Source organism: Nocardioides allogilvus (assembly GCF_003047285.1).
Lineage (GTDB): Bacteria > Actinomycetota > Actinomycetes > Propionibacteriales > Nocardioidaceae > Nocardioides > Nocardioides allogilvus.
In genome coordinates, this window is record NZ_PZYX01000001.1 from 247,658 (window position 1) to 271,673 (window position 24,016).

General features: G+C 70.6%; 28 protein-coding genes and 3 tRNA genes. 19 read left to right on the forward strand and 12 right to left on the reverse strand.

What is annotated here, in order from left to right:
* Positions 1 to 109: 109 nt before the first annotated feature.
* The gene (locus C9J87_RS01230; protein WP_107704517.1) at positions 110 to 1,333 is read left to right on the forward strand and encodes a multidrug effflux MFS transporter; all 1,224 of its coding nucleotides are present in this window, start codon (positions 110 to 112) and stop codon (positions 1,331 to 1,333) included.
* A 1-nt stretch (position 1,334) separates the two neighbouring features.
* Here the strand turns inward: C9J87_RS01230 and C9J87_RS01235 are convergent, their stop codons facing one another.
* On the reverse strand, positions 1,335 to 1,964 hold the full coding sequence (locus tag C9J87_RS01235) for a TetR/AcrR family transcriptional regulator (protein ID WP_084622763.1): 630 nt from the start codon (positions 1,962 to 1,964) through the stop codon (positions 1,335 to 1,337).
* A gap of 113 nt (positions 1,965 to 2,077) precedes the next feature.
* Here C9J87_RS01235 and C9J87_RS01240 point away from each other — a divergent pair, with 113 nt between their 5' ends.
* Complete coding sequence (locus C9J87_RS01240; RefSeq protein WP_198652195.1) at positions 2,078 to 3,139, forward strand: oxygenase MpaB family protein; 1,062 nt, start codon at positions 2,078 to 2,080, stop codon at positions 3,137 to 3,139.
* Positions 3,140 to 3,163: 24 nt separating this feature from the next.
* Here C9J87_RS01240 and nemA read toward each other — a convergent pair whose 3' ends face one another.
* Together nemA and C9J87_RS01250 are read right to left on the reverse strand one after the other, a co-directional pair.
* On the reverse strand, positions 3,164 to 4,252 hold the full coding sequence (gene nemA, locus C9J87_RS01245; protein ID WP_107704519.1) for an N-ethylmaleimide reductase: 1,089 nt from the start codon (positions 4,250 to 4,252) through the stop codon (positions 3,164 to 3,166).
* Between the two features lie 44 nt (positions 4,253 to 4,296).
* A complete protein-coding gene (locus C9J87_RS01250; protein ID WP_107704723.1) occupies positions 4,297 to 5,421 on the reverse strand; it encodes a glycosyltransferase in 1,125 nt (374 codons plus the stop codon).
* Between the two features lie 91 nt (positions 5,422 to 5,512).
* Between C9J87_RS01250 and C9J87_RS01255 the strand changes: the two genes are divergently transcribed.
* The gene (locus tag C9J87_RS01255) at positions 5,513 to 7,864 is read left to right on the forward strand and encodes an FdhF/YdeP family oxidoreductase (protein ID WP_107704520.1); all 2,352 of its coding nucleotides are present in this window, start codon (positions 5,513 to 5,515) and stop codon (positions 7,862 to 7,864) included.
* On the opposite strand, the gene C9J87_RS01260 is transcribed toward C9J87_RS01255, so the two are convergent.
* Positions 7,865 to 8,413 carry a dihydrofolate reductase family protein gene (locus tag C9J87_RS01260; protein ID WP_010831549.1) on the reverse strand — a complete coding sequence of 183 codons (549 nt, stop codon included), beginning with the start codon at positions 8,411 to 8,413 and terminating at the stop codon, positions 7,865 to 7,867.
* 142 nt (positions 8,414 to 8,555) lie between these two features.
* Here C9J87_RS01260 and C9J87_RS01265 point away from each other — a divergent pair, with 142 nt between their 5' ends.
* Positions 8,556 to 9,542, forward strand: coding sequence for a pirin family protein (locus C9J87_RS01265; RefSeq protein WP_010831550.1), 987 nt, complete (start codon positions 8,556 to 8,558; stop codon positions 9,540 to 9,542).
* 9 nt (positions 9,543 to 9,551) lie between these two features.
* Here the strand turns inward: C9J87_RS01265 and C9J87_RS01270 are convergent, their stop codons facing one another.
* The 4 genes from C9J87_RS01270 to C9J87_RS01285 are packed head-to-tail and all read right to left on the reverse strand — an operon-like array spanning position 9,552 to position 11,783.
* Positions 9,552 to 10,112 (reverse strand): TerD family protein, encoded by a 561-nt coding sequence (locus C9J87_RS01270; protein WP_010831551.1) that lies wholly within the window; start codon positions 10,110 to 10,112, stop codon positions 9,552 to 9,554.
* A complete protein-coding gene (locus tag C9J87_RS01275) occupies positions 10,109 to 10,459 on the reverse strand; it encodes a TfoX/Sxy family protein (RefSeq protein WP_010831552.1) in 351 nt (116 codons plus the stop codon). The genes C9J87_RS01270 and C9J87_RS01275 overlap by 4 nt, the downstream gene beginning before the upstream one ends.
* A gap of 5 nt (positions 10,460 to 10,464) precedes the next feature.
* On the reverse strand, positions 10,465 to 11,451 hold the full coding sequence (locus C9J87_RS01280; protein ID WP_107704521.1) for a TIGR03086 family metal-binding protein: 987 nt from the start codon (positions 11,449 to 11,451) through the stop codon (positions 10,465 to 10,467).
* Between the two features lie 11 nt (positions 11,452 to 11,462).
* Positions 11,463 to 11,783 (reverse strand): ArsR/SmtB family transcription factor, encoded by a 321-nt coding sequence (locus C9J87_RS01285; protein ID WP_010831554.1) that lies wholly within the window; start codon positions 11,781 to 11,783, stop codon positions 11,463 to 11,465.
* 99 nt (positions 11,784 to 11,882) lie between these two features.
* Between C9J87_RS01285 and C9J87_RS01290 the strand changes: the two genes are divergently transcribed.
* The 10 genes from C9J87_RS01290 to C9J87_RS01335 all read left to right on the forward strand — a co-directional run bounded on the left by C9J87_RS01290 (position 11,883) and on the right by C9J87_RS01335 (position 17,292).
* Entirely contained in the window at positions 11,883 to 12,473 is a 591-nt protein-coding gene (locus C9J87_RS01290; protein ID WP_010831555.1) for a DNA-3-methyladenine glycosylase I, read from the forward strand.
* Positions 12,470 to 12,811 carry a CidA/LrgA family protein gene (locus C9J87_RS01295; RefSeq protein ID WP_010831556.1) on the forward strand — a complete coding sequence of 114 codons (342 nt, stop codon included), beginning with the start codon at positions 12,470 to 12,472 and terminating at the stop codon, positions 12,809 to 12,811. The genes C9J87_RS01290 and C9J87_RS01295 overlap by 4 nt, the downstream gene beginning before the upstream one ends.
* Positions 12,808 to 13,515 (forward strand): LrgB family protein, encoded by a 708-nt coding sequence (locus tag C9J87_RS01300; RefSeq protein WP_010831557.1) that lies wholly within the window; start codon positions 12,808 to 12,810, stop codon positions 13,513 to 13,515. Before C9J87_RS01295 ends, C9J87_RS01300 begins: the two co-directional genes overlap by 4 nt.
* Positions 13,516 to 13,537: 22 nt before the next feature.
* On the forward strand, positions 13,538 to 14,935 hold the full coding sequence (locus C9J87_RS01305; protein WP_010831558.1) for an amidase: 1,398 nt from the start codon (positions 13,538 to 13,540) through the stop codon (positions 14,933 to 14,935).
* 60 nt (positions 14,936 to 14,995) lie between these two features.
* A tRNA-Thr gene (locus tag C9J87_RS01310) sits at positions 14,996 to 15,068 on the forward strand.
* Between the two features lie 43 nt (positions 15,069 to 15,111).
* Positions 15,112 to 15,185 (forward strand) — tRNA-Met (locus C9J87_RS01315).
* 42 nt (positions 15,186 to 15,227) lie between these two features.
* Positions 15,228 to 15,398: a 50S ribosomal protein L33 gene (gene rpmG / locus C9J87_RS01320; protein ID WP_036490026.1), complete on the forward strand. Its 171-nt coding sequence runs from the start codon at positions 15,228 to 15,230 to the stop codon at positions 15,396 to 15,398.
* 64 nt (positions 15,399 to 15,462) lie between these two features.
* Complete coding sequence (locus C9J87_RS01325) at positions 15,463 to 15,861, forward strand: FAS1-like dehydratase domain-containing protein (protein WP_010831560.1); 399 nt, start codon at positions 15,463 to 15,465, stop codon at positions 15,859 to 15,861.
* Positions 15,858 to 16,247: a MaoC/PaaZ C-terminal domain-containing protein gene (locus tag C9J87_RS01330; RefSeq protein WP_107704522.1), complete on the forward strand. Its 390-nt coding sequence runs from the start codon at positions 15,858 to 15,860 to the stop codon at positions 16,245 to 16,247. The genes C9J87_RS01325 and C9J87_RS01330 overlap by 4 nt, the downstream gene beginning before the upstream one ends.
* Positions 16,240 to 17,292 carry a UDP-N-acetylmuramate dehydrogenase gene (locus C9J87_RS01335; protein ID WP_107704523.1) on the forward strand — a complete coding sequence of 351 codons (1,053 nt, stop codon included), beginning with the start codon at positions 16,240 to 16,242 and terminating at the stop codon, positions 17,290 to 17,292. Before C9J87_RS01330 ends, C9J87_RS01335 begins: the two co-directional genes overlap by 8 nt.
* Before the next feature lie 9 nt (positions 17,293 to 17,301).
* On the opposite strand, the gene C9J87_RS01340 is transcribed toward C9J87_RS01335, so the two are convergent.
* Genes C9J87_RS01340 through C9J87_RS01350 form a run of 3 tightly spaced genes read right to left on the reverse strand, consistent with a single transcriptional unit; the run spans position 17,302 to position 19,863 of the window.
* Positions 17,302 to 17,916 (reverse strand): DUF4190 domain-containing protein, encoded by a 615-nt coding sequence (locus C9J87_RS01340; RefSeq protein ID WP_107704524.1) that lies wholly within the window; start codon positions 17,914 to 17,916, stop codon positions 17,302 to 17,304.
* Entirely contained in the window at positions 17,913 to 18,953 is a 1,041-nt protein-coding gene (locus tag C9J87_RS01345) for an adenosine deaminase (RefSeq protein ID WP_107704525.1), read from the reverse strand. Before C9J87_RS01345 ends, C9J87_RS01340 begins: the two co-directional genes overlap by 4 nt.
* A gap of 40 nt (positions 18,954 to 18,993) precedes the next feature.
* On the reverse strand, positions 18,994 to 19,863 hold the full coding sequence (locus C9J87_RS01350; protein WP_157953078.1) for a glycerophosphodiester phosphodiesterase: 870 nt from the start codon (positions 19,861 to 19,863) through the stop codon (positions 18,994 to 18,996).
* A gap of 231 nt (positions 19,864 to 20,094) precedes the next feature.
* Between C9J87_RS01350 and C9J87_RS01355 the strand changes: the two genes are divergently transcribed.
* The 5 genes from C9J87_RS01355 to rplA all read left to right on the forward strand — a co-directional run bounded on the left by C9J87_RS01355 (position 20,095) and on the right by rplA (position 22,771).
* Positions 20,095 to 20,167: transfer RNA gene (locus C9J87_RS01355), tRNA-Trp, on the forward strand.
* A gap of 44 nt (positions 20,168 to 20,211) precedes the next feature.
* Positions 20,212 to 20,469 (forward strand): preprotein translocase subunit SecE, encoded by a 258-nt coding sequence (gene secE / locus C9J87_RS01360; RefSeq protein WP_036490027.1) that lies wholly within the window; start codon positions 20,212 to 20,214, stop codon positions 20,467 to 20,469.
* Between the two features lie 107 nt (positions 20,470 to 20,576).
* Positions 20,577 to 21,437 carry a transcription termination/antitermination protein NusG gene (nusG, locus tag C9J87_RS01365; protein WP_010831567.1) on the forward strand — a complete coding sequence of 287 codons (861 nt, stop codon included), beginning with the start codon at positions 20,577 to 20,579 and terminating at the stop codon, positions 21,435 to 21,437.
* A 105-nt stretch (positions 21,438 to 21,542) separates the two neighbouring features.
* Complete coding sequence (gene rplK / locus C9J87_RS01370) at positions 21,543 to 21,971, forward strand: 50S ribosomal protein L11 (protein WP_010831568.1); 429 nt, start codon at positions 21,543 to 21,545, stop codon at positions 21,969 to 21,971.
* 80 nt (positions 21,972 to 22,051) lie between these two features.
* Entirely contained in the window at positions 22,052 to 22,771 is a 720-nt protein-coding gene (gene rplA, locus C9J87_RS01375) for a 50S ribosomal protein L1 (RefSeq protein ID WP_010831569.1), read from the forward strand.
* Between the two features lie 79 nt (positions 22,772 to 22,850).
* Here rplA and C9J87_RS01380 read toward each other — a convergent pair whose 3' ends face one another.
* Complete coding sequence (locus tag C9J87_RS01380; protein ID WP_010831570.1) at positions 22,851 to 23,849, reverse strand: DnaB-like helicase C-terminal domain-containing protein; 999 nt, start codon at positions 23,847 to 23,849, stop codon at positions 22,851 to 22,853.
* Positions 23,850 to 24,016 lie beyond the last annotated feature (167 nt).

The window sequence follows — 24,016 nt, forward strand, 5'->3', positions numbered from 1 at the left end:
CGACGCGCCTCCCGTGTTCTACGTCACACCGGGCCGCGGGCGCAAGGGGGACGCCCGCAGAGTCGGCGCCAGGGCAAGAGCACTGGCGCCGGGATGATCTGATGACCCCATGAGCGCGGGGGAACGGGTCGACGAGGTCGCCGTACCCCGCTTCATCGCGCTCATCCCGCTGGTGCTGGCGATGCTCTCGATGATCGGGCCGTTCAGCATCGACACGCCGTTCCCGGCGTTCCCGCACATCCGCGACGAGTTCGGGGTGACGACGAGCGAGCTCCAGCTGATCGTCACGGCCTACATGCTGGCGTTCGCCGCGATGAGCATCTTCCACGGGCCGCTGTCCGACTCCCTGGGTCGCCGGCCGGTGATCCTCTGGTCCGTCGGTGCGTACGCCGCCGCGTCGATCGCCTGCACGTTCGCCCCCACCTTCGAGCTGCTGCTGGTCGGGCGGATCGTCCAGGGCCTGAGCGCCGGCGGCGCCACCATCGTGAGCCGCACCGTCATCCGCGACATGTTCGAGGGCGAGCAGGCGCAGCGCCTGATGAGCCGGGTGGCGCTGATCTTCGGGCTGGCCCCGGCCATCGCGCCGATCGTCGGCGGCGGGCTGCTCCAGATCGGCCCGTGGCGACTGGTGTTCGCCTTCCAGGTGCTCCTCGGTGTCGTGCTCATCATCGCGACGCTCGTCGTCCTGCCCGAGACGCACCCGGTCGAGGCGCGGGTCCCGCTGCGGGTCGGCGAGGTCGTGCGCGGGCTGGTCGAGGTCGGACGGCAGCCCGCGTTCCACCGCCTGGCCTGGGCCGGCGCCCTCGGCTTCGGCGCGCAGTTCCTCTACATCGGCGGCGCCGCGATCTTCGTGGTCGACCTGCTCGGCCTCGGCGAGCTCGACTTCTGGATGCTCTTCGTGCCGATGATCGGCTCGATGATGGTCGGCTCGTTGATCAGCGGTCGCACCGCCGGGCTCATCACCCAGCGCAAGCTCGTCTCGATCGGCTACACCATCACGCTGCTCGGAGCCCTGGTCGGCGTCGGCATCTCCGCCTCACCGCTCGCGACCGACCTGCCATGGGCGATCATCGGCCCGAGCCTGCTCGGTCTCGGCAACGGCATGGCCTACCCGTCGATCCAGCTGATGACGCTCGACCTGCTGCCGACCCGTCGTGGCGCGGTCATGTCGTGCGCGAGCTTCCTGGCGCTCGTCTTCAACGCCGTCGCGGCGGTCGCGCTCACGCCGTACGTCGCCACCAGCACGCTCGGGCTCGCGCTCGCCGCCCTCGTGATCAGCGCGCTCGGGTCGCTCTGCTGGGCACGGCACTGCGCGGCCACCCGAGACGTCTGACTCAGGCGTCGCGGAACGCCCGGTGCACCGCGCTGCCGACGAACTCGCCGAGCTCGTCGGGACCCCAGTCGTTGCCGTCGTCGAGCAGCGAACGGACCGCGGCTTCGCACGAGGACATGAAGAACTCGATCAGGACGGGGAGCTTTCGGCCCAGTTCGGGCGTGTTCCACCACCGGACCATCGCCGGGCCGATCCAGGCGGTCGCCTGGGCCTGGACGAGGGTGCGTGCAGCGCGGAAGCGCTCGGAGAGCGCAGGATCGGGTTCGCCGGTCAGCAACAGGTGCCATGAGTCCGGCCGGGTCGCCGCGGCCGCGAGCAGCGAGCGGAAGCCCTCGGTGAATGCCTGCTCGGGCTCGAGGGTCGTGCCCGAGCCGCGAAGTGCGTCGAGCACTGCCTCGAGCAGCGCTGCGGACTCTCGGTCCAGCAGCGCCTCGACCATGTCCACGCGGTCGGAGAAGCAGGCGTAGACCACCGGCCGCGTCACGTCCATCTCGGCCGCGACCGCTCCCACGGTGACCGCTCCGATGCCGTCGCGGACCGCAATCGCGAGCGCGGCGTCGAGCACCTGTGGACGTCGTCGCTCCGGCCCGAGGTGCGGGGCGCGCTGGCGAGCGCGGGTCTTCGCGGGCATGGCCGAATCCTAGGTCGGGGTGATTTTGCGTCACCACTGTAGCAAATTCCTGCATAGGTGTATTAACGTCAGGTCAGAGCTCGATGAGCTCGATGAACCCCTGAGGAATGTCCATGACGAAGAACAAGCCGAGGATCCAGCCGCACGAGGACTACGGGTTCTTCTCGGAGGACTCGCCGACCCGCAAGGTCTGGGGCTACGCCACGACGCCCCTGATCGGCATCCAGCGGGCTGTCGTCATCGAGGAGCTCGACCCCCACCTGCTCGCGGCCGTGCACAACACCGGGGACAACTACGCCCGGCTGCCCACCCGCTATGCGCGGACGGTGCAGTACTTCGCGACCGTCGCGTTCGGGGACAGCCGCACCATCACGAAGATGGCCGACGTGCTGGTCAAGATCCACTCCAAGGCGATCGGCGTCGAGCCGGTCAGCGGCAACCACTACGACGCCAACGACCCGGACTCCCAGCTGTGGATCCTGATCACCGGCTGGCACTCGGTGCTCAAGGCCTACGAGCTGTACGGCCCGGGCAAGCTCACCGAGGCCGAGGAGAACCAGTACTGGGCCGAGTGCGCGATCGCCGCCGAGCTGCAGACCTGCGACCCGGCCGCCGTACCCCGTTCCCGGGACGAGGTGCGGGCCTACTTCGAGGCCTGGCGCCCGAAGGTCGCCGCCAGCGAAGCCGCGCAGCAGATGATGGACCACCTGCTCGACGGGGCGAACCACGTCCTCGTGGACGCCACGGGGTTCGTGCGCGTGATGAGGCCGATCATGAATTGGTCGCTGCGCAAGGGCACCATCGCCTCGATGCCGCACTACCAGCGCCAGTTGGGCGGCATCGAGCAGTCCCCCGTGACCGATCTCCTGATCCGCCCCTACCTGTGGTCACTGTTCACGGTGGTGGACCGCGTCGGTCCGGTGAAGCGCTACGTCGTGCGCCAGGTCGCCCCCGGGCTGTTGTCGGTGGTCGAGCCGCACTGGCAGGGCATCGACCCGCTCAACCCGGAAGTGCTCACCCCGGCTGAGGCGCGTGAGCGGGACGGCTTCACCACGCCTTCGGAGGCGCACCTCGGGCTCCGCGCTCGCCATGCCCAGCGCGTCTTCGGTGACAAGCAGGCGCCGAGTGACGAGGGACTGGTCGAGTCCCAGTCCGCCCTGGGCCGCCTCGCTTGACAGGAGGGCGCGGAGCGACGCGCGTCAGGCGTGGACGGGATAATCCGTGTAGCCGGCCTTGGAACCGCCGTAGAAGCTCTCCGGCAGCGGCGCGTTGAGGGGGAGGTCCTCCTCGAGCCGGCGCGGCAGGTCGGGGTTGGCGATGAACGACCGGCCGAACGCCGCTGCGTCGATCAGGCCTTCCGACAGGAGCCGCGAGGCCTTCGCCGCGTCGTAGTTGCCGGCACCCACGATGACGCCGGGGTGGGCGTCGCGCAGGGAGCGGCGGTAGTCGTCGCTCAGCTCCGGGCCGCCGGCCCAGTCGGGCTCGGAGAGGTGGAGGAAGGCCAGGTTGCGCTGCGCGAGCTCGCCGGCGACGTACAGGCCGGCCTCCGCACCCGAGGGGTCGGTCGTGCCGTTGAACGAGCCGATCGGTGAGATGCGGATGCCGACGCGGTCGGCCGACCAGGCGCCGACGACGGCGTCGGTGACCTCGAGCATCAGCCGGGCGCGGTTCTCCAGCGAGCCACCGTAGGAGTCGGTGCGCAGGTTGGCGTCGGCGGCGAGGAACTGGTGCAGGAGGTAGCCGTGCGCGCCGTGGATCTCGACCATGTCGAAGCCGGCCTCGCGGGCGTTGAGCGTCGCGCGGCGGTAGTCCTCGATCACGCGCGGGATCTCGTCGAGCTCCAGGGCACGAGGTGTGGGGCAGTCGACGCGGGTGGGGTTGCCGTCCTCCCCGCGGACCGTCGTGCGATTCCGGTACGGCGCCGCGCTGGCCGACACCGGGAGCGCACCGTCGTGGAAGGACTCGTGGGACACCCGGCCGACGTGCCACAGCTGGGCGGCGATCAGCCCGCCCGCGGCGTGGACCGCGTCGGTGATCGTGCGCCAGCCCGCGACCTGCTCGTCGTCGTGGATGCCCGGGGTGTCCATGTAGCCCTTGCCCTCGGGGCTGATCTGGGTGCCCTCGGAGATCAGCAGCCCGCCGCTCGCGCGCTGGACGTAGTAGTCGCGCATCAGCTCGTTGGGGACGTCACCGGGCGCGGTCGCGCGCATCCGGGTCAGGGGGGCCATGAAGACGCGGTTGGGCGTCGTCACCGCGCCGAGGGTCAGGGGCTCGAAGAGTGAGGTCACTCGGAGCCCAACCGGCTCCCGGTGGGCGCTATTCCGTGGGGGCGTCAGGCGCCGACCGCGACGCGCGCACTGCGGGTGACCTCGGCGTGCACGTCGAGCATCGAGTCGACCGTCGCCGACCAGGGGAACTGCTCGGCGCGGGCGCGAGCCGCTCGTCGACGCTCGGCCTCGGGCCGGGCGGCCAGGTCGAGCACGGCGTCCGCGAGGGCCGACGCGCGGGGAGCGGCCCACGCCCCCGATCCTTCGTCCACCAGCTCGCGGGCGCCACCCCGGTCGGCGGTCACGACGGGGGTGCCGGATGCCAGTGCCTCGAGCACGGCCAGGCCGAAGGTCTCGCTGGGGCAGACGGAGAGCGAGATGTCGGCAGCCGCGATGCGGGCGTTGAGGTCGGCGCGGCCCTCGACGAAGCCGTGGAACGTCACCGGTGCGCCGGCTGCGAGCTCCACGAGCTCTGAGAGGTGGGGGCCGTCGCCGTACACGTCGAGCGTCATCGAGATGCCGCGGCGGTGCAGCTCGACCGCGGTGGCCACGGCGAGGTGCGGGCTCTTCTCGCGGCTCAGCCGGCCGAAGTGCGTGAGCCGGAGCGGCCCCTCAGCACGCTGCGGGTCGAGCGCCGGGCGGAAGGTGTCGAGGTCGACGCCGAGCGGCACCCGCACCATCGGGCAGTCCGCACCGGCCGCGGCGTTGGTGAACTCGTCCTCGGCGTAGCGCGAGGTGACGACGATGGTGTCGAAGCTGCGGACCAGGATCCGGTTGAGCAGCGCGATCGAGACCTTGGACGTCGTGTCGAGGCCGGTGCGCATGGCGAACATGTCGCTGAGCCGTTCGTGCGAGAACAACACCGAGCCGACGCCTGAGCGGCGTGCCCACCGAGCGACGGGCAGCAGCGTGAGCTTGTCGCTGAGCTCCACCGACGTCGGTCGCCAGGACTCCAGGACCTCGGTGACCCGCCAGGGCTCGACGATCAACCGGTAGCCGCCGCCGACCTTCGGCGCGCGCAGCTGGACGACGTCACCTGCGTGGGTCGAGACCCGCGAGTCCGTCGGGCCCGGGATCACGAGCAGGCGCTCACAGCCGGCGTCGACGTACCCCTCACCAAGCGCGTGGATGGCGGTCTTCATGCCGCCCGAGGCGGGTCCGATGAAGTTGGCGAGTTGCGCGATCCGCATGCGGGCACGGTGCCGCATGCCGATGAACGACAGGGAAGGTCGAGGTGTCCGGCGCGCGACAGCCCACGGTGTCGGGGGCAAGATGGGGGACATGTTGTTCTCGAAGAAGGTCGAAGACGAGAAATCCCTCGAGGTCGAGCACGGGCCGCACACCGCGGCTGGTGTCACCGGGGTCGCGAAGGCCATGGAGTCCGGCATCAGCCAGATGGGCCTGCGGCGTACGGCGCAGACCCTGCTCAAGCTCAACCAGGTCGACGGCTTCGACTGTCAGGGATGTGCGTGGCCCGACCCCAGTCCGGACCACCGCCACACGGCGGAGTTCTGCGAGAACGGCGCGAAGGCCGTCGCCGAGGAGGCGACCCGGGAGCGCGTCGGTCCCGACTTCTTCCGCGAGCACTCGCTGGCCGACCTCGAGCAGCGCTCGGAGTTCTGGCTGGGCAAGCAGGGCCGGATCACCGAGCCGATGGTGCTGCGTCCGGGCGCGACGCACTACGAACCCATCTCCTGGGACGACGCCAACGAGTTGATGGCCGGCCACCTCGCGCGGCTCGAAGACCCTGACGAGGCGGTGTTCTACACCTCGGGCAAGGTCTCCAACGAGGCCGCCTTCGCCTACCAGCTCTTCGCCCGGGCCTTCGGCACCAACAACCTGCCCGACTGCTCCAACATGTGCCACGAGTCCAGCGGCACCGCCCTCGTCGAGACCATCGGCATCGGCAAGGGCTCGGTCAGCCTCGACGACATCCACCGTGCGTCGTTGATCGTCGTCGCCGGCCAGAACCCCGGCACCAACCACCCGCGCATGCTCTCCGCCCTCGAGGAGGCCAAGCACAACGGCGCGAAGATCATCTCGATCAACCCGCTCGAGGAGCCGGGCATGGTCCGCTTCAAGAATCCGCAGCGCCCGCGCGGCGTCGTCGGCACCGGTACGGAGATGGCCGACCTGCACCTGCCGATCCGCATCAACGGCGACCTCGCGCTGTTCCAGGCCATCGGTGCGCTGCTCGTCGAGTGGGACGCGCTCGACCACGACTTCCTCGAGACCTACACCGAGGGCTTCGAGGCCTACGCCGCCCACGTCGCCGACCTCGACTGGGCGAAGGTCGAGCGGTCCACCGGGCTGAGCCGCGCGCAGGTCACCGCGGCCGCCGAGATGTTCCGCGACTCCGAGGCGACGATCACCTGCTGGGCGATGGGCATCACCCAGCACCACAACTCCGTCGCGGTGATCAAGGAGATCGTCAACGTCGCCATGTTGCAGGGCAACATCGGCCGGCCCGGTGCCGGCCTGTGCCCGGTGCGCGGGCACTCCAACGTCCAGGGCGACCGGACGATGGGCATCTGGGAGCAGGTGCCCGACCACTTCCTCGACGCGCTGCGTGACGAGTTCGGCTTCGAACCGCCCCGCGAGCACGGCTACGACACCGTCAAGGCGATCCGCGCCATGCGCGACGGCAAGGTCCGGGTCTTCTTCGGCCTCGGGGGCAACTTCGTCGCGGCGGCGCCGGACACCGAGGTGACCGAGAAGGCGATGCGCAGCTGCGCCCTCACGGTGCACGTCTCGACCAAGCTCAACCGCTCGCACATGGTCACCGGGGGAGAGGCGCTCATCCTCCCCGCGCTCGGTCGCAGCGAGCAGGACCTCACCGGCGGTCGTCGCCAGCGCGTCACCGTCGAGGACTCGATGTCGGCGGTGCATGCCTCGCACGGCCCGCTCAAGCCGGCGTCGAAGCACCTGCGGTCCGAGGTCGACATCGTCTGCTCGCTGGCCCTCGCGACGTTGCCCGACTCCACGATCCCGTGGGCGGCCATGCGCGACGACTACAGCCGCATCCGCCACCACATCGCGCGCGTGGTCCCCGGGTGTGCTGCCTACGACGAGAAGATCGACCAGCCGGGCGGGTTCGTGCTGCCCCACCCGCCGCGTGACTCGCGCACGTTCGAGACGAAGAGCGGCAAGGCGGTCATCACGTCGACGCCGATCGAGGTGCTCGAGGTCGACGCCGGCCGGCTGATCCTGCAGACGCTGCGATCCCACGACCAGTTCAACACCACCATCTACGGCCTCGACGACCGCTACCGCGGGATCAAGGGCGGGCGCCGGGTCGTGTTCGTGCACCCGTCCGACATCGAGTCCCTGGGTCGCAGCGACGGCGACATGGTGGACCTGGTCGGCGAGTGGGAGGACGGTGAGCGGGTCGCACGCGGCTTCCGGATCGTGTCCTACGACCAGCCGCGCGGGTGCGCCGCGGCCTACTACCCCGAGACCAACCCGCTCGTGCCGCTCGACTCGACGGCGGAGGGCAGCAACACCCCGACGTCGAAGTCGGTGATCGTGCGGCTCGAGGAGCCGGGCTACCAGCCGACGGACGAGAGCCGGGGTGTCACTGAGGGTCGGGGCACGGGCGGGCGGCGCGTGGTCACGCCCCACCACCTGAGCTGATCAGGACCCGTTCGACTCCGGCGCGAGCACCTGCACGACGATCCCGCTGTCGAAGCGGTGGGTGTCGACGAGCTTCAGGTGGGTCGTGTCGACGAGGCCGTCGAGCAGCCGGTCGCCCGTGCCCGCGATCACCGGGAAGACCCACAGGTGCAGTTCGTCGAGCAGGCCGCGCGAGAGCAGGGTCTGGTCGAGCTCGCCGGTGCCGAACTTCAGCAGGTCGCCGCCGGGCTGGTCCTTGACCGCGGCGAGGGCGTCGCCGGTGTCGCCGGCGAGCGGCGACGCGTTCCAGGTCAGGTCGGTGAGGGTGCGGGTGGCGACGTGCTTGGGCATCGCGTTGATCTTGTCGCTGTAGGGATCGCCCGAGCGGCTCGGCCACGCGCCGGCGAAGTTCTCGTAGGTCTCACGACCGAGCACGAGCGCGTCGGCGGAGTCGAGCAGGTGGGTGGCGTACTCCTGGTGCTGGGCGTCCCAGTAGGGCACTCCCCAGACCTGGGGATCACCGATGACGCCGTCCAGCGTCACGAACGTTGACTCGACGAGCTTCCGCATGCGGATCAGTCCTTCTCGTAGAACGGTGCGAAACGTGCTCCGGTCCCTGTGACCCTAGGGAGGGTGAAGGTGCCGGGTCGAGTGAAATTGCTGCCAACGGACCTCGATGTGCGGCCGATTCCCCGGAGTAGCGTGGGGGACCATGACCAACCCCGAGCGCGACCCCCAGGAGACCGTGGCGACCACGGGCGACGTCGAGTGCGGCATCGAGGTCCTCTCGCCGCGCGACGTGCCGCTCGGCGGGCCTCGCGCGATGCGGGTGCGCCGTACCCTCCCGCAGCGCGAGCGCTCGCTCATCGGCGCCTGGTGCTTCGTCGACCACTACGGTCCCGACCTGGTCGCCGAGTCGGGCGGCATGAGCGTCGCGCCCCACCCGCACACCGGGCTGCAGACCGTCAGCTGGTTGTTCGAGGGCGAGATCCGCCACCGCGACAGCGCGGGCAACGACGCGATGGTGCGGCCCGGCGAGGTCAACCTGATGACCGGCGGCCAGGGCATCAGTCACTCCGAGGTGTCGACGGCCGGGACGACGTCGCTGCACGGCGTCCAGCTCTGGGTGGCCCTGCCCGACGCGAGCCGTCACGTCGCGCCCGGCTTCGCCCACCACGCGCCGGCGTTGCTGACCGGGTCGGGCTGGCAGGCGCGTGTGTTCCTCGGCTCGCTGCTCGGGGACACGTCGCCGGTGTCGACGCACACACCGCTCCTCGGTGCGGAGCTGCACCTCGACCCGGGGGCCAGGCTCGACCTCGAGGTGGACGACACCTTCGAGCTCGGCTTCCTCGTCGACCGCGGCGTCCTGCAGGTCGACGAGCGCGAGGTCAAGCAGGACGAGCTCGCCTACGTCGCTCCCGGTCGTACGTCGATCGCGCTGACCGCAGGTGCTGAAGCCGTGCGCGTGGTGGTGCTCGGCGGTCCGCCGTTCGGCGAGCAGATCGTCATGTGGTGGAACTTCGTGGGCCGCACCCACGAGGAGGTCGTCGCGTTCCGTGAGGAGTGGCAGGACCAGGTCGTCGGTGTGACCGACGGCCGCGAGGTGCGACCCGGTCGCTTCGGCATCGTGGTCGACGAACCGCTCCCGCCGATCCCCGCGCCCACCCTGCCCAACGCGCGGCTCCGCTCGCGCGGCTAGGTCGTCCTCTCAGGCGTACGGCGCCAGCGACTCGATCGAGTCCGTCGGCGTCTTGAGGGCGATGCCCGAGCCGATGGCGTGCAGCTGCCACGCGTCGCCGTACCGCACGAGCTTGGCCAGGACGGCGCCCGTCTCGCGCACCTCGAGCGTGAGCGTGAAGCGGGCGAGCTCGACACCGGCGTCGTCGATCAGGCGGCAGTAGGCGTTGCGGATGTACTCCAGCGAGTGGCCCTGGTAGCTCGTCACCAGGAACAGGATCGTGTCGACCTTCGCGTAAACCTTGGCCAGGTCGACGCTGATCGACTCGTCGTCGCCCTCGCCCTTGCCCGTGGTGTTGTCGCCGAGGTGCACGACCGAGCCGTCGCGGGTCGCGAGGTTGTTGAAGAACGCGACGTCGAAGAACTGGCCGCCGGCGAACTGCACGGCCGACGCGTCGAGGTCGGCCGGTGCCGCTCCGCTGCCCGCGAAACCGGCCGTATGGGTGTGCTCCCAGCCGACGGCCATCCGGAGCTTTCCGAGCGGCTGGCCGTCCGCCAGGGTGAGCGACTCGCCCGCTGACAGCTGGGTCACTTCTTCGCCTTCTTCACCTTCGGCGGCAAGGTCGCGATGTGCTCGCGGGCCCGCTCGATCCACGACATCGCCTCCTCGTCGCTGAAGGACTCCGGCAGCGCGAGCCAGCCACCCATCGGGCGCTCGGCCGGCCCGAACGGACCCGCGCCCTCGATGGCGCCGAGCTCGGCGAGGTCCTCCGCGGAGGCCTTGACGCCGACCGCGGACCCGAACAACCCGGCATACATGTTGCCGTTCACGAACGCGCCGACCGAGCCGAACATCGGCTTGATCTCGACGCCCGGGCCCTCGGTGACCAGCGACCGGAAGCGGGCCTTGTCCTCGTCGGTGTGCTTCGGCATCTCCATGGTCGTCAGGCTACGACCGCGACGGGCGTACGGCGACCGGCGAACGCCGCAAGCCGGTCGAGCGGCGACGCGTCGGCCGGGGCCTCGACCTCGTCGGAGAACGCGCCGCGAGCGCGGGCGCCCACGATGATGTCGCCGCCGTGCTCGCGCACCCAGGCGACGACCTCGTCGGCGACGGTGACCTGCTGGCCGCTGGCCTGCGCGAAGTCCCAGGCGTGCAGCAGGAACTCGATCGACAGGATCGTCACCGCCACGCGCGCAGGCAGGTCGTGGCCGCCGGGACCGGCCACCGTGCCCTCGACGCCGCGGGCGCGGTAGGCCTCGATCACGTCGCCGGCCATGGTCGAGACGCGGTCCTCCAGGGTGCCGTCCTCCGGGGTCGCGATGTCGACGCCGGCCATCGCGCCGACCCCGACGAGCGAGCCGAGGAGGTGGGTGGCCAGGGCGTCGCAGTCGAAGTCGGCGCACGGCGTCTGCGCGGCCATGTCCTCGGCCGCGAGGCCGCGCAGGACGGGCTGGAGGACCGCGAGCGTGGCCTCGGCGGCCGTGAGCTCGTCGAGGTTCTCCGGGGCCGCGGCCCACTCGTCCTGGCCGGCGTCGCCGGTGGTGGCGAGCCGCTCGAGCCGCTCGAAGAAGTGGTTCCAGCCCTCGGAGTGGCTCGCGGCCTGCTCGCCGGTCAGGCCCTCATGCACGAGGGTGACCTCGGTGCCGTCGCCGACCGGCGTGAGGGTGATGGAGACGGTGGAGGTGGCGGGGTCGAGGCCGCCCTCCCAGCCCCAGCCGAGGACGATCCGCTTGCCCGGCACGAGCTCGAGGACGGTGCCGGCGACGATGTGGCCGGGCGTGACCGTCCAGCGGTAGTCGCCACCGACGCGCAGGTCGATGCGCGCGGTGACGGTCTGCCAGCGGCGCAGCCGCTCGGGCTGGGTGACGAGGGCGAAGGCCTCGTCGACGGAGACGGGCAGGACGGCGGTCTTGGTGACAGTGGTCATGGGAGTGCCTTTCAGCGGTGGTCGGTTGGGCGGTTGTCGTCGAGGTGGTGTGCGTCGGCGACCAGCAGGTCGAGCTCGGTCGTCCAGAAGCGGTCGATCTCGGCCTGGAGCTCGCGCAGGCCGTCGGGTCGGACGCGGTAGATCCGCTGGCGCCCGACCTTCTCGGCCGTGACCAGGCCGACCTCCTCCAGCAGCAGCAGGTGCTGGGAGATGGCCGAGCGGGTGACGGTGAAGTCGGCAGCGATCTCGCTGACCGTCCGCGGCTGCGGGGCCAGCAGTTGCAGGATCCGGCGCCGGGTGGGCTCCGCGGCAGCGGAGAGGGCGTCGGTCATGAGTAATACGTTAGTCATGACTAACGCATTAGGTCAAGCGGGTCGGCGGCTCGGGGTCGGGTTGGCGCCGGCTCGGCAGGCCGCGCGAGGATGACGCCCATGGCCGGACCTGTGATCGGAGACGACGGACTCGCGCGCTGCCCGTGGGGTGCGGGCGACCCGGTCAACCTCGCCTACCACGACACGGAGTGGGGGATGCCGGTCGTCGGCGAGGCCGCCCACCTGGAGCGGCTGACCCTGGAGGCGTTCCAGTCGGGGCTGTCCTGGCTGACGATCCTGAACAAGCGCGAGGCCTTCCGCGAGGTGTTCGTCGGCTTCGACGCCGACGTGGTCGCGGCGTACGACGACAGCGACACCGAGCGCCTGATGCTCGAGGCACGCATCGTGCGCAACCGCCGCAAGATCGACGCCGCCGTCGCGAACGCCAGGGCGACCGTGGCGCTGCGCGACCAGGGCGGACTCGTCGACTTCCTGTGGTCCTTCCGTCCCGACCGGACCCCCGCCCCCCACGACACGGACGAGATGGGGGCGACCAGCCCCGAGAGCCTCGCCCTGAGCAAGGCACTGAAGAGGATCGGCTTCGCGCACGTCGGCCCGACCACGATGTATGCGCTGATGCAGGCCGTCGGGATCGTCGACGACCACCTCGTCGGCTGCCACCGCCGCGGCTCGAGCGGGGTCTGGGCGTGATCAACGGCCTCATGTGGCTCCTGGTCTGCCAGGTCGTCGGCGAGGTCGCGGTCCGCCTGACGGATGCGCCCGTGCCGGGGCCGATCGTCGGGATGGTGCTGCTCTTCGCGCTCCTCCAGTGGCGAGATCCCGACGAGGGCGCCGGCGTGCTGCGGGCCTCGGACGCGATGCTCCGTCACCTGCAGCTCTTCTTCGTCCCGGCGGGCGTCGGCATCGTCACCTACCTCGCCGTCCTGCGAGCAGACGCGCTGCCGATCGTGGGCGCCATGGCCGTGAGCTGGCTCGCCGGCCTGCTCGTCGTCGGCTGGCTCGTGACGCTCATGACGAGGCGCACATGAGCGAGGCCCTCGAGTGGCTGCGCACCTCGCCGCTCGCCCTGGTGGCGCTGACGCTGGTCGGCTACCGCCTCGGCTGCGAGGCGCGCGACCGGACGGGCGGGCACGCGCTCGCGCAGCCGGTGCTCGTCGCGATCGTGTTCATCGGCCTGGTCCTCTGGGCGGCCGACATCGACTACGCCGCCTACCGCGAGGGCACCGAGATCGTCGCGTTCTGGCTCGGTCCGGCGACCGTCGCGCTCGCGGTCCCACTGCATCGGCAGGTACGGCGACTGCGGGGCGTCCTGCTGCCGATGCTGGTCGCCATCCCGGTCGGCGCGGCGGCGTCGATCGTCACGGCCTACGCGCTCGTGAAGGCGCTCGGCGGCGACGAGGTGCTGGCGGTGACGATGGCCCCCAAGGCCGCGACGACGCCCGTCTCGATCGCGTTGTCCGAGGTGGCCGGCGGCATCCCGTCGCTGACGGCGGTGTTCGCGATCTCGATCGGGGTCCTCGGTGCGGTGGTCGGTCCGGCCGTGCTCGACCTGGCGCGTGTGCGTGACCGCCGGGCACGCGGCCTGGCGCTCGGTGCCACCTCGCACGGGATCGGGACGAGTCGCGCCCTGGCCGAGGACGAGACCGAGGGCGCGTTCAGCGGCTTGTCGATGGGCCTGACCGCCCTCGCCACGAGCATGCTGCTCCCCGTCCTGCTCCTGCTCCTGCAGTGACGTCGGGGCTACCCTGCCCGGCATGACCCGCGTGCACGCCTTCGCCGACGACGCCCTGCAGGACCTCGACGCGGTGGGGCTGGTGGCTGCGATGCACGCCGGCCTCCCGGTCACCGAGGTGATCGACGCGGCGATCGCCCGCGCGCAGGCGGTCGACGCCGACCTGGGGGCGATGGCCCATGCGGCCTTCGAGCGGGCTCGCGCCGAGTCGCGGGCGCCGCGGCCCGGCTTCTTCGCCGGGGTGCCGACGTTCGTCAAGGACAACGTCGACGTCGCGGGGATGCCCACCCAGCACGGCACCGACGCCTTCGTCGGAGGTCCCCGCAAGCAGGACGGCGACTTCGCCCGGATGTTCCTCGCCACGGGCGTGATCCCGCTCGGCAAGACCCGGCTCTCGGAGTTCGGCTTCAATGCCGCCGTCGACCACGCGCGCCTCGGCCCGGTGCGCACCCCGTGGCACCTCGACCACTACGCCGGCGCCTCCTCCGCGGGCTCGGCCGCGTTCGTCGCGGCCGGCGTGGTCCCGATCGCGCACGCCAACGACGGTGGCGGGTCGATCCGCATCCCGGCCGCCGTCAACGGCCTCGTCGGGCTGAAGCCGACGCGCAACCGGCTGGCGCAGGACAAGATGATGCGCGACATGCCGGTGCGGATCGTCTCCGACGGCGTGCTGACCCGGTCGGTGCGTGACACGGCCGCGTTCTACCGCGAGGCCGAGAAGGTCTTCCGGCACCCGCGGCTGGCCCCGATCGGCGACCTCACCCGGCCGGGGCGCTCCCGGCTGCGGATCGCCGTGGTGACGCAGGGCGTCGGCCGCGACGCCAGCCCGGAGGTCCGCGAGCTCACCCTCAAGACCGCCGCCCTGCTCGAGTCGCTGGGTCACCGCGTCGAGGAGATCGACCCGCCGGTGCCCGACTCCTTCGTCGACGACTTCCTCCTCTACTGGGGGATGCTGGCGATGTTCATCGTGCGCACCGGCCGGAGCACCTTCGGTCCCACGTGGGACCGCTCCCGCCTCGACAACCTCACCCTCGGGCTCGATCGGCACACCCGCCGCCACCTCCACCGCCTCCCCGGCGCGATCGCCGCGATCGGCGCCAGCAAGCGCCTCGCGGCGCGCCACCGAGCGACGTACGACGTCACGCTCACGCCGACGCTGGCGACGGCCACACCCCGCGTCGGGGACCTCTCGCCGAGCGCCGACTACGACGACATCATGGGGCGGCTGCTCGACTGGGTGGCCTTCACGCCGCTGGCCAACGCCACCGGTGAGCCGTCGATCTCGCTGCCGCTGGCGACCACCTCGACGGGGCTTCCGCAGGGCATGATGCTGGGCGCCGGATGGGGTCGCGAAGCCCGGTTGATCGAGCTGGCCTACGAGTTGGAACAGGCTGCTCCGTGGCCCCGGATCCAGGACTGAGAGCGCTGCGCTGAGGCGATTTCAGTTCCCGGTCGGCCGTGTGTATTCTTCTCCGTCGTTGCCCCTTTAGCTCAGTCGGCAGAGCGTCTCCATGGTAAGGAGAAGGTCTACGGTTCGATTCCGTAAAGGGGCTCTGGGTTGGAGCTCGTCGTAGTCTGGCGGTGCACCTGCCTGGCGGCGGGGTAGCTCAGGTGGTTAGAGCACACGGCTCATAATCGTGGTGTCGCGGGTTCGAGTCCCGCCCCCGCTACCGAACAGCCTGCATTGATTCACAAACTTCTAAGGACATCCCGTGGCCAGCAAGAGCTCTGACGTTCGCCCCAAGATCACGCTCGCGTGCGTCGATTGCAAGGAGCGGAACTACATCACCAAGAAGAACCGCCGCAACGACCCCGACCGCATCGAGCTGTCGAAGTTCTGCCCGCGCTGCCGCACGCACACCGCGCACCGCGAGACCCGCTGATCCCAGCTCTTCACCTCGACCCGGCACATCTTGTGCCGGGTCGTCGTCATTTAGGCTCACGCCCATGCCCGTCGATCAGTCCCTGGTGGGGCGCGAGTTCCCACCGACGCCCCAGCGCGAGGTGTCGCGTGCCGATGTCGACGCGTTCGCGACGGCGCTCGGTGGCCCGGCGGGTGACGCAGTGCCCCCGACCTACCCCATCGTCCTGGCCTTCGACGCGATGAACGCGTTCCTGGCCGCCGAGGAGATCGACCTCTTCCGGATCATCCACGGCGAGCAGCGCTTCGCCTACGAGCGCCCGGTCCGGATCGGCGACCAGCTCACCGCCACGCTGACGGTGGCCTCGCTGCGCCAGATCGGCGGCGCCGACATCATCGGCACCAGCAGCGCGATCCACGACGCCTCCGGCGCCCTGGTCTGTACGGCGAAGGCGACCCTGGTCCACACCGCGGGTGCCGCATGAGGGCCGGCGAGGCGTTCGAGCCGGTCACCTACCCCCTGACCCGCGCCGACCTGGTCGCCTACGCGCAGGCGAGCGGCGACCCCAACCCGATCCACCAGGACGAGGACGTCGCCCGCAGCGTCGGCCTGCCCGGTGTCATCGCCCACGGCATGCTCACCCTCGGCCTCGCCGGGCGGGCGGTCGCGGCGTGGACCGACGGGGCCGAGGTCGTCGAGCTCGGCTGCAAGTTCACCAACCCGGTCGTCGTCCCGGCCGACGGCGCCGTCGAGATCGTCGTCGCCGGCTCGGTCAAGAAGGTCGAGGACGGCCTGGTCACGATCGCCCTCGAGGTGACCTGCGGTGACGTCAAGGTCCTCGGGATGCCCAAGGCCGTCGTCCGTGCCTGACCCGTCCAACCGGCTCCTCGCCGACCACACGACCCTGCGCCTCGGCGGTCCGGCCCGCGCCTGGGTGCGCGCGACGACGGAGCAGGAGATCATCGACGCCGTCTCCGGCGCCGACGCGAGCAGCACCCCGGTCCTGGTCCTGGGCGGCGGCTCCAACCTCGTGGTCGCCGACGACGGCTTCGAGGGGCTCGTCGTCGAGGTCGCCACGTCCGGCATCACCCCCGACACCGACGACTGCGACGGCGTCTGCGGCGGGGTCATGGTCCGGGTCGCCGCCGGTGAGGGCTGGGACGACTTCGTGGCCACCGCCGTCGAGCGCGGCTGGGTCGGCGTCGAGGCGCTCTCCGGCATCCCGGGCCGCGTGGGTGCCAGCCCGATCCAGAACGTCGGCGCCTACGGCCAGGACGTCGCCCAGACGATCGCGTCGGTCCGCGTGTGGGACCGCACGCTCAAGGGCGTGCGCACCTTCGCCGCTGCCGACTGCGGCTTCGGCTACCGCCACTCGCGCTTCAAGGCCGATCCTTCGCGCCACGTCGTCCTCAGCGTCGACTTCCAGCTGCGGCCGGGGTCTCTCGGCGCGCCGGTCGCCTATGCCGAGCTCGCCCGCACCCTCGGTGTCGAGGCCGGCCAGCGCGCGCCGCTCGCCGAGGTGCGCAGCGCCGTCCTCGGCCTGCGTGCCGGCAAGGGCATGGTCCTCGACCCCACCGACCACGACACCTGGAGCGCGGGGTCCTTCTTCACCAACCCGTTCCTCACGCCCGAGCAGGCCGACGCCCTCCCGCCCGACGCGCCCCGCTGGCCCCAGCCCGACGGCACCGTGAAGTCCAGCGCCGCCTGGCTGATCGAGCGCGCCGGGTTCGCCAAGGGCCACGACATCGGTGGCCGGGCCTCGCTGTCGACCAAGCACACGCTCGCGCTCACCAACCGTGGCTCTGCCACGACCGCCGAGCTGCTCGCGCTGGCGCGCGCCGTGCGCGACGGGGTCGAGCAGGCCTTCGGCGTACGCCTCGTCAACGAGCCGGTGCTCGTCGGCTGCACCCTCTGAGGACGAGCCTCAGAACGACGGGTCGGACGTGTAGGAGTCGGTCTCCGGGTCGAAGCCCAGGTCGGAGCCCTCGGTGACCGAGAACGCGACCGTGAACAAGATGATGGCGGCGATGGTGCCGAGCACCAGCAGACCGGTGCCGATCATGCCCATGATCCGGCCGGCCTGCGCCTGCTCGCGTCCTGACCAGCGACCCGGGTTGGCGTCGATCTCCTTGACCGCGCGACCGCCGATCATCCAGGCGAACGGCGCCAGCAGGACCGGCACGCCGCAGACGAACATGCCGACCAGGGCGCCGATGCCCAGCACCATGGCGGTCGTCGCCGACGGGTGCGAGGCGACCTGTCCGCCGTAGGTCGGCGTGCCGTAGGGCGCCTGGGACGGGTAGCCCGGCTGTCCGTAGGGCGCCTGCCCCCACGGCTGCTGCTGGCCATGGGGCGCGAACGGCGCCTCGCCGGTCGACGGCGGAGGCTGGTGCGCCGAGGGGTCCTGACCGTAGGGCTGGCCGTAGGGCTGACCCCACGGCTGGCCGGGGGAGTCGCTGCTCCCGCTCGAGGCGGGCTGCTCCGGCTTGGGCCAGTTGGGGTCGTAGGGGTTGCTCGGCGGCTCGTCGGGTGGCGTCACCCCGACATCCTCTCAGGAACGACCGACAGCCAATCGGTGATTTCCCCGGTTGCCGCGGAGATCAGCTCGGCGGGGGCGCGCGAGGCGGCGAAGGAGCTGCGGGCGAGGTCGGCCAGCGTGGCGTCGTCGAGGTCGTGGGCGGCGCGCATGGTGGCGTACTGGCCGGCGAGCCGCGAGCCGAAGAGCAGGGGGTCGTCGGCACCCAGCGCGACGGTGGCGCCGGCCGCGATCAGCTGGGGAAGCGGCACCGAGGTGAGGTCGGAATAGACGCCGAGCGCCACGTTGGAGACCGGGCACACCTCCAGGGCCACCCCGGCCTGGACGATCCGGTCGAGCAGCGCCGGGTCCTCGGCAGCGCGCACGCCGTGGCCGAGGCGGTCGGCGTGCAGCTCGTCCAGACAAACCCGGATGTGCTCGGGCCCGCGCAGCTCGCCGCCGTGCGGGGCGAGCAGCAACCCCGCGCGTTCCGCGATCGCGAAGGCCCCGGCGAACTCGCCGGTCCGTCCCCGTCGCTCGTCGTTGGACAGCCCGAAGCCGACGACTCCGCGACCGGCGTACTGCCCGGCCAGCCGGGCCAGGGTGCGCGCGTCGAGGGGGTGGCGCGTGCGGTTGGCCGCGATCACCACGGCCATGCCCAGACCGGTCCGCTCCGAGGCGTCGCGGACGCAGTCGAGCACCAGCTCGGTGAAGGTGGTGATGCCGCCGAACCGGGCGGCATAGCCGCTGGGGTCGACCTGGATCTCGAGCCACCGCCCGCCGTCTGCGACGTCGTCCTCCGCTGCCTCGAGCACCAGTCGCCGTACGTCGTCGGGCGTGCGCAGCACCGAGCGTGCGACGTCGTAGAGGCGCTGGAAGCGGAACCAGCCCTTCTCGTCGGCGGCCGAGAGCTGGGGCGGCCAGTCCTCGACGAGGCTGTCCGGCAGCGCGATGCCGTCGCGCTCGGCGAGCTCGAGCAGCGTCGCGTGCCGCATGGAGCCGGTGAAGTGCAGGTGGAGATGCGCCTTGGGGAGCGTGTGGAGGTCGCGGTGCCCAGGCATGTCGCCATGCTAGGGCGCCGCGTCCTCGTGGCCGGGAGGTTCAGCTCTTGCGCAGGATCTCGGCGAGCACCTGCGGGTAGTTGGTGATGATCCCGTCGACCTGCCAGGACAGGGCGCGGCGCATGTCCTGCCCGCCGTTGACGGTCCACACGTTGATCTCCATGCCCGCGTCGTGCACGGCCGTGACGGTGCCCTCGCTGGTCACCCCGAGCGCCGGGTTGACCTGCTCGGCCCACGTCGCGGCAGCGTCGATCTGGGCCTGCGTCGGGGTGGCGCCGAAGAGCAGGCCGGTCGGCACGTCGGGCGCGAGGTCCTGGTAGGCCCTGAGCCAGGGGTGGTTGAAGGCCTGCACGACGACCTCACCGCGCTTGAGCGCCCGCGTGAACTCCGGCAGGGCGCGCAGCTCCTTGTCGAGGTCGACCTCGATGCCGGGGTAGAGCTCGGGCGCCTTGGGCTCCAGGAGCATCCCGGCGCGGTTGCCCACGGCCCGCACCCACTCGCCCAGGGTCGGCACGCGCTCTCCTGCGTACGCCGCCGAGAACCACGAGCCGGCATCGAGCTGCTTGATCTCGGCGAGCGTGAACGAGCCCACCGACCAGGGGGCGCGGTCGGGGAAGACCTGCTCCACGTCCGTGGTCCGGGCGAGCGTGGTGTCGTGCATGATCACCAGCTCGCCGTCGGCGGTGCGCTGGATGTCGTTCTCGATCGTGTCCGCACCTTGGGCCAGGGCCCGCTCGACGGCGGCGATCGTGTTCTCCGGCACGACCCCGGAGGAACCCCGGTGGGCGATGTTCTCGACGTCGTCCGCACCCGGGGGTGCGGCGAGCACCGGCTCCAGTGGGGCGCCGACGAGCACGCCGGTGACGAGGAGCGGGGCAGCGCGGACGAGTGAGCGCAGGCGGATGTTCATGGCAGTCTCCCGAGCTGGACGACCCCCGCCGGGCGGCGAGGCCCTCCCACCTCGCCCTACCTCCTCGACGACCAGATGGCGAATGCGCGAATGGCCGATGAGGCTTGCGCGACGAAGCCGCCGGTTCGACGCCGCTGGGGGGCCTTGCGTATGCTTCACGTTTGGTGGCTCACACCACCTGCTTCGTGCTGCCCGTCCTGCGGGCGTCACCGGCGGGTGTCGATCCATCGGAGGGCACTAGCTCAACTGGCAGAGCATCGGTCTCCAAAACCGAAGGTTGGGGGTTCAAGTCCCTCGTGCCCTGCAAAACACACGGAACAGACAAACGACGAAGAGAAGGTGGCAGACGTGTCGGACTCCAACGCGGTCCACGAGTCGCGTGAGGACTCCCGCCGCGACGACGGGCAGCGCACCAGTCCTGTCACGTTCTACCGTCAGGTGGTCGCCGAGCTGCGCAAGGTCGTCTGGCCGACGCAGGAGCAGCTCATCACCTACTTCCTGGTGGTGATGGTGTTCGTCCTCGTGATGATGGCGTTCGTCGCGGCCCTCGACCTCGCCTTCGGCAAGCTCGCGTTCGCCCTGTTCACCGGCAACGCCAGCCAGTGATCGCCCGCCGGTTCGCCGGCCATGCGGATCAACCCGTGTGAATCGCAACAGTCCAGTCGACCGGCCCGCGGCCGGTCACACCAGCAGACAGAAGTTCGGAGCACTACGTGTCGGATCAGTACGACTCCTCGGATGAGTACGAGGCCACTGACGCCCCCGAGGCGACCCCGGAGGACGCCCTCGAGGCGCCGTCCGAGGACGCTCCCGCGGACGCCGTGGCCACTGAGGTGACCCCTGAGGCAGACACCGAGGAGCCCGCCGAGGGCACCGAGGAGACCGACGCCCCCGAGGACATCGACGCTGACGACGAGTCGGCCGCTGCCGACGAGCCCGAGGACGACGACCCGCTCGAGGCGTTCCGCCGCGAGCTGTGGGCCAAGCCGGGCGACTGGTTCGTCGTGCACACCTACTCCGGCATGGAGAAGCGGGTCAAGCAGAACCTCGAGAACCGCATCATCTCCCTCAACATGGAGGACTACATCCACGAGATCGTGGTCCCCACCGAGGAAGTCGCCGAGATCAAGAACGGCCAGCGCAAGATGGTCACCCGCACCGTCCTGCCGGGCTACGTCCTGGTCCGCATGGACCTCACCGACGAGTCGTGGTCCGCGGTGCGGCACACGCCGTCCGTGACCGGCTTCGTCGGTCACAGCCACCAGCCGGTGCCGCTGAGCATGCAGGAGGTCGAGGACATGCTCGCCCCTGCCGTGGTCGCCGTCGCCGAGGCCGAGGCTGCCGCCGCTGCCGGCGACAAGTCCGGTCGGGGCACCGCCACCGTCAAGAAGCCGGTCGAGGTGGCCGACTTCGACGTGTCCGACTCCGTCATGGTCGTCGATGGTCCGTTCGCGACGTTGCACGCGACGATCACCGAGATCAACGCCGAGTCCCAGAGGGTCAAGGCCCTCGTCGAGATCTTCGGCCGGGAGACCCCGGTCGAGCTGAGCTTCAGCCAGATCCAAAAGGTCTGACACCGGGGCCGGGCTCGCCCGGCCGCGACGAGGTCCAGCACCAGTTGAAGTAACACCAGTGGCAGGGGGAGTTCCCCGTCATGACCACACGAGAGAGAGAAAGAAATGCCTCCCAAGAAGAAGATTGCTGCACTCGTCAAGGTGCAGCTGCAGGCTGGCGCAGCAACTCCGGCTCCGCCGGTGGGTACCGCCCTCGGTCCCCACGGCGTGAACATCATGGACTTCTGCAAGGCCTACAACGCGCAGACCGAGTCGATGCGTGGCAACGTGATCCCTGTCGAGATCACGATCTACGAGGACCGGTCCTTCGACTTCATCACGAAGACGCCGCCGGCCGCTGAGCTGATCAAGAAGGCCGCTGGCCTGAAGAAGGGTTCGGGCGTCCCGCACAAGGAGAAGGTCGGCAAGCTGACCAAGGACCAGGTGCGCGAGATCGCGACCACCAAGCTCCCCGACCTCAACGCCAACAACATCGACGCCGCGATGAAGATCGTCGAGGGCACCGCCCGCTCCATGGGCGTCACCACCGACTGACATCTCGCGACCGCGAGCAACACCCGTGGCAGAGCCGCGCTGGCTCATTCACGACCACACTTTCAGATAAGAGGAATCCCATGCAGCGCAGCAAGACCTACCGCGCGGCGGCCGAGCAGTTCGACAAGGACGAGCTCTACGCCCCGCTGACCGCCATCAAGCTGGCCAAGGCCGGCTCGAAGAAGAAGTTCGACGAGACCCTCGACGTCGTCATGCGTCTCGGCGTCGACCCCCGCAAGGCTGACCAGATGGTGCGCGGCACCGTCAACCTGCCCCACGGCACCGGCAAGACCGCTCGCGTCCTCGTGTTCGCGGTGGCCGAGAAGGCCGACGCCGCCCGTGAGGCCGGCGCCGACTTCGTCGGTGGCGACGAGCTCATCGAGAAGGTCAACGGTGGCTGGCTCGACTTCGACGCCGTGGTCGCGACCCCCGACATGATGGGCAAGGTCGGCCGTCTCGGTCGCGTCCTCGGCCCGCGCTCGCTCATGCCCAACCCGAAGACCGGCACGGTCACGGCCGACGTCGCCAAGGCTGTCGCCGACATCAAGGGCGGCAAGATCGAGTTCCGCGTCGACCGCCACTCCAACCTGCACTTCATCATCGGCAAGGCGTCCTTCTCCGAGGCGCAGCTCGCGGAGAACTACGCCGCCGCCCTCGAAGAGGTTCTGCGTCTGAAGCCGGCCAGCTCCAAGGGCCGCTACATCAAGAAGGTCACCGTCTCCACGACCATGGGCCCCGGCGTCCAGGTCGACCCCAACCGCACCAAGAACGTCGCGGTCGAGGACGAGGCCCAAGCCTGACTTGAGTCTGAGTCACCAACTGTTCACCACCCCGGTCGCCCAGGCGGCCGGGGTGGTGTCATTTCGGGCCCGAGCCGCCCTATTCCGTGTAGACCCGTTCGTCCATCAGCTTCTCGGAGACGACCTGGCCGGTGGCGTCGAACCGCCCGCACTCGAGGTGCTTGCGGAACTCCACCTCGCCGCCGCTGTGCCCGGAGCGGTTCTTCTCGATCGTCACGACCGACCACTCCTTGAAGTGCTCGCCGCCGTTGGCGGCGTACATGAGGTGATGGCGGGCGACGACGTCGGCCTTGTTGCTCATGATCAGCACGACGTCTGCCTCGTACGCCAGGGCGGTGGAGCCGCGCATGTTGCGGGCCCGCATCCTGGTGCCGGGCTCGAGGCCGGCGCGGTCGGAGGCGGAGATCGCGAGCACGGGGCACTCGAACTCGATGCTGAGGTCCTTGAGGCCCTCGGTGATCCGGGTGACCTTCTCCTCCTCGAGCAAGTGGTCGGGCGTGCAGATCTTCTGCAGGTAGTCGATGACCACGAGGGGCGCGACGCCGTGCTCGACCAGCACGTCCTTCACGGACGCCGCGATCACGTCGAGCGTCGTCTGGGTCGCCGTGGAGCGGTGGATGTACAGCAGACCTGCGTAGCGACTCACGGCGGTCAGCGCCTCGATGCCGCCGACGTGCTCGCGGAGCCGCTCGGGCAGGCCGCCCGCGACGGAGTCGGACGCCTCGAACGCCGCACGCACCTGCTTCACACTGAGGGGCGACGGGCGGGACGAGCGCTCTGCGGCCTCGGCGGAGATGCACTTCTGCAGCAGCGTCTCGGCCTCGAGCTCGAAGGACACGAAGACGACGGGCCGGCCCGCGCTGGCGGAGCGGCGAGCCATCTGCAGCGCCAACGTCGTCTTGCCCTCGCCCTGGGCACCGGCCAGCAGGTTGAGCGTGCCGGCTCGCAGCCCGCCGCCCAGCGCCTCGTCGAGCAATGGGAACCCGGTCGGCCACAGGGGCGCCGCTGAGTCGGGGTCGAGCAGGCGACGGTCGACGCGCTCCAGCACGTCACTCGCGAGAATCAGCTTCGGGTCCACCGTCGGATTTCAACACGTCCGGAGGGTGCCCCGAGGACAAACGCATGGAATCGTTCTCGTCCCGGCCTTGTCGTCCTGGTGCCCGTTCAGCAGATGGTGGCGTGGTTTGAGCCCGGGCGCGATGGGTGAGGATGTGCGCGACCAGCCCACATCGTGAAGGAGCCACC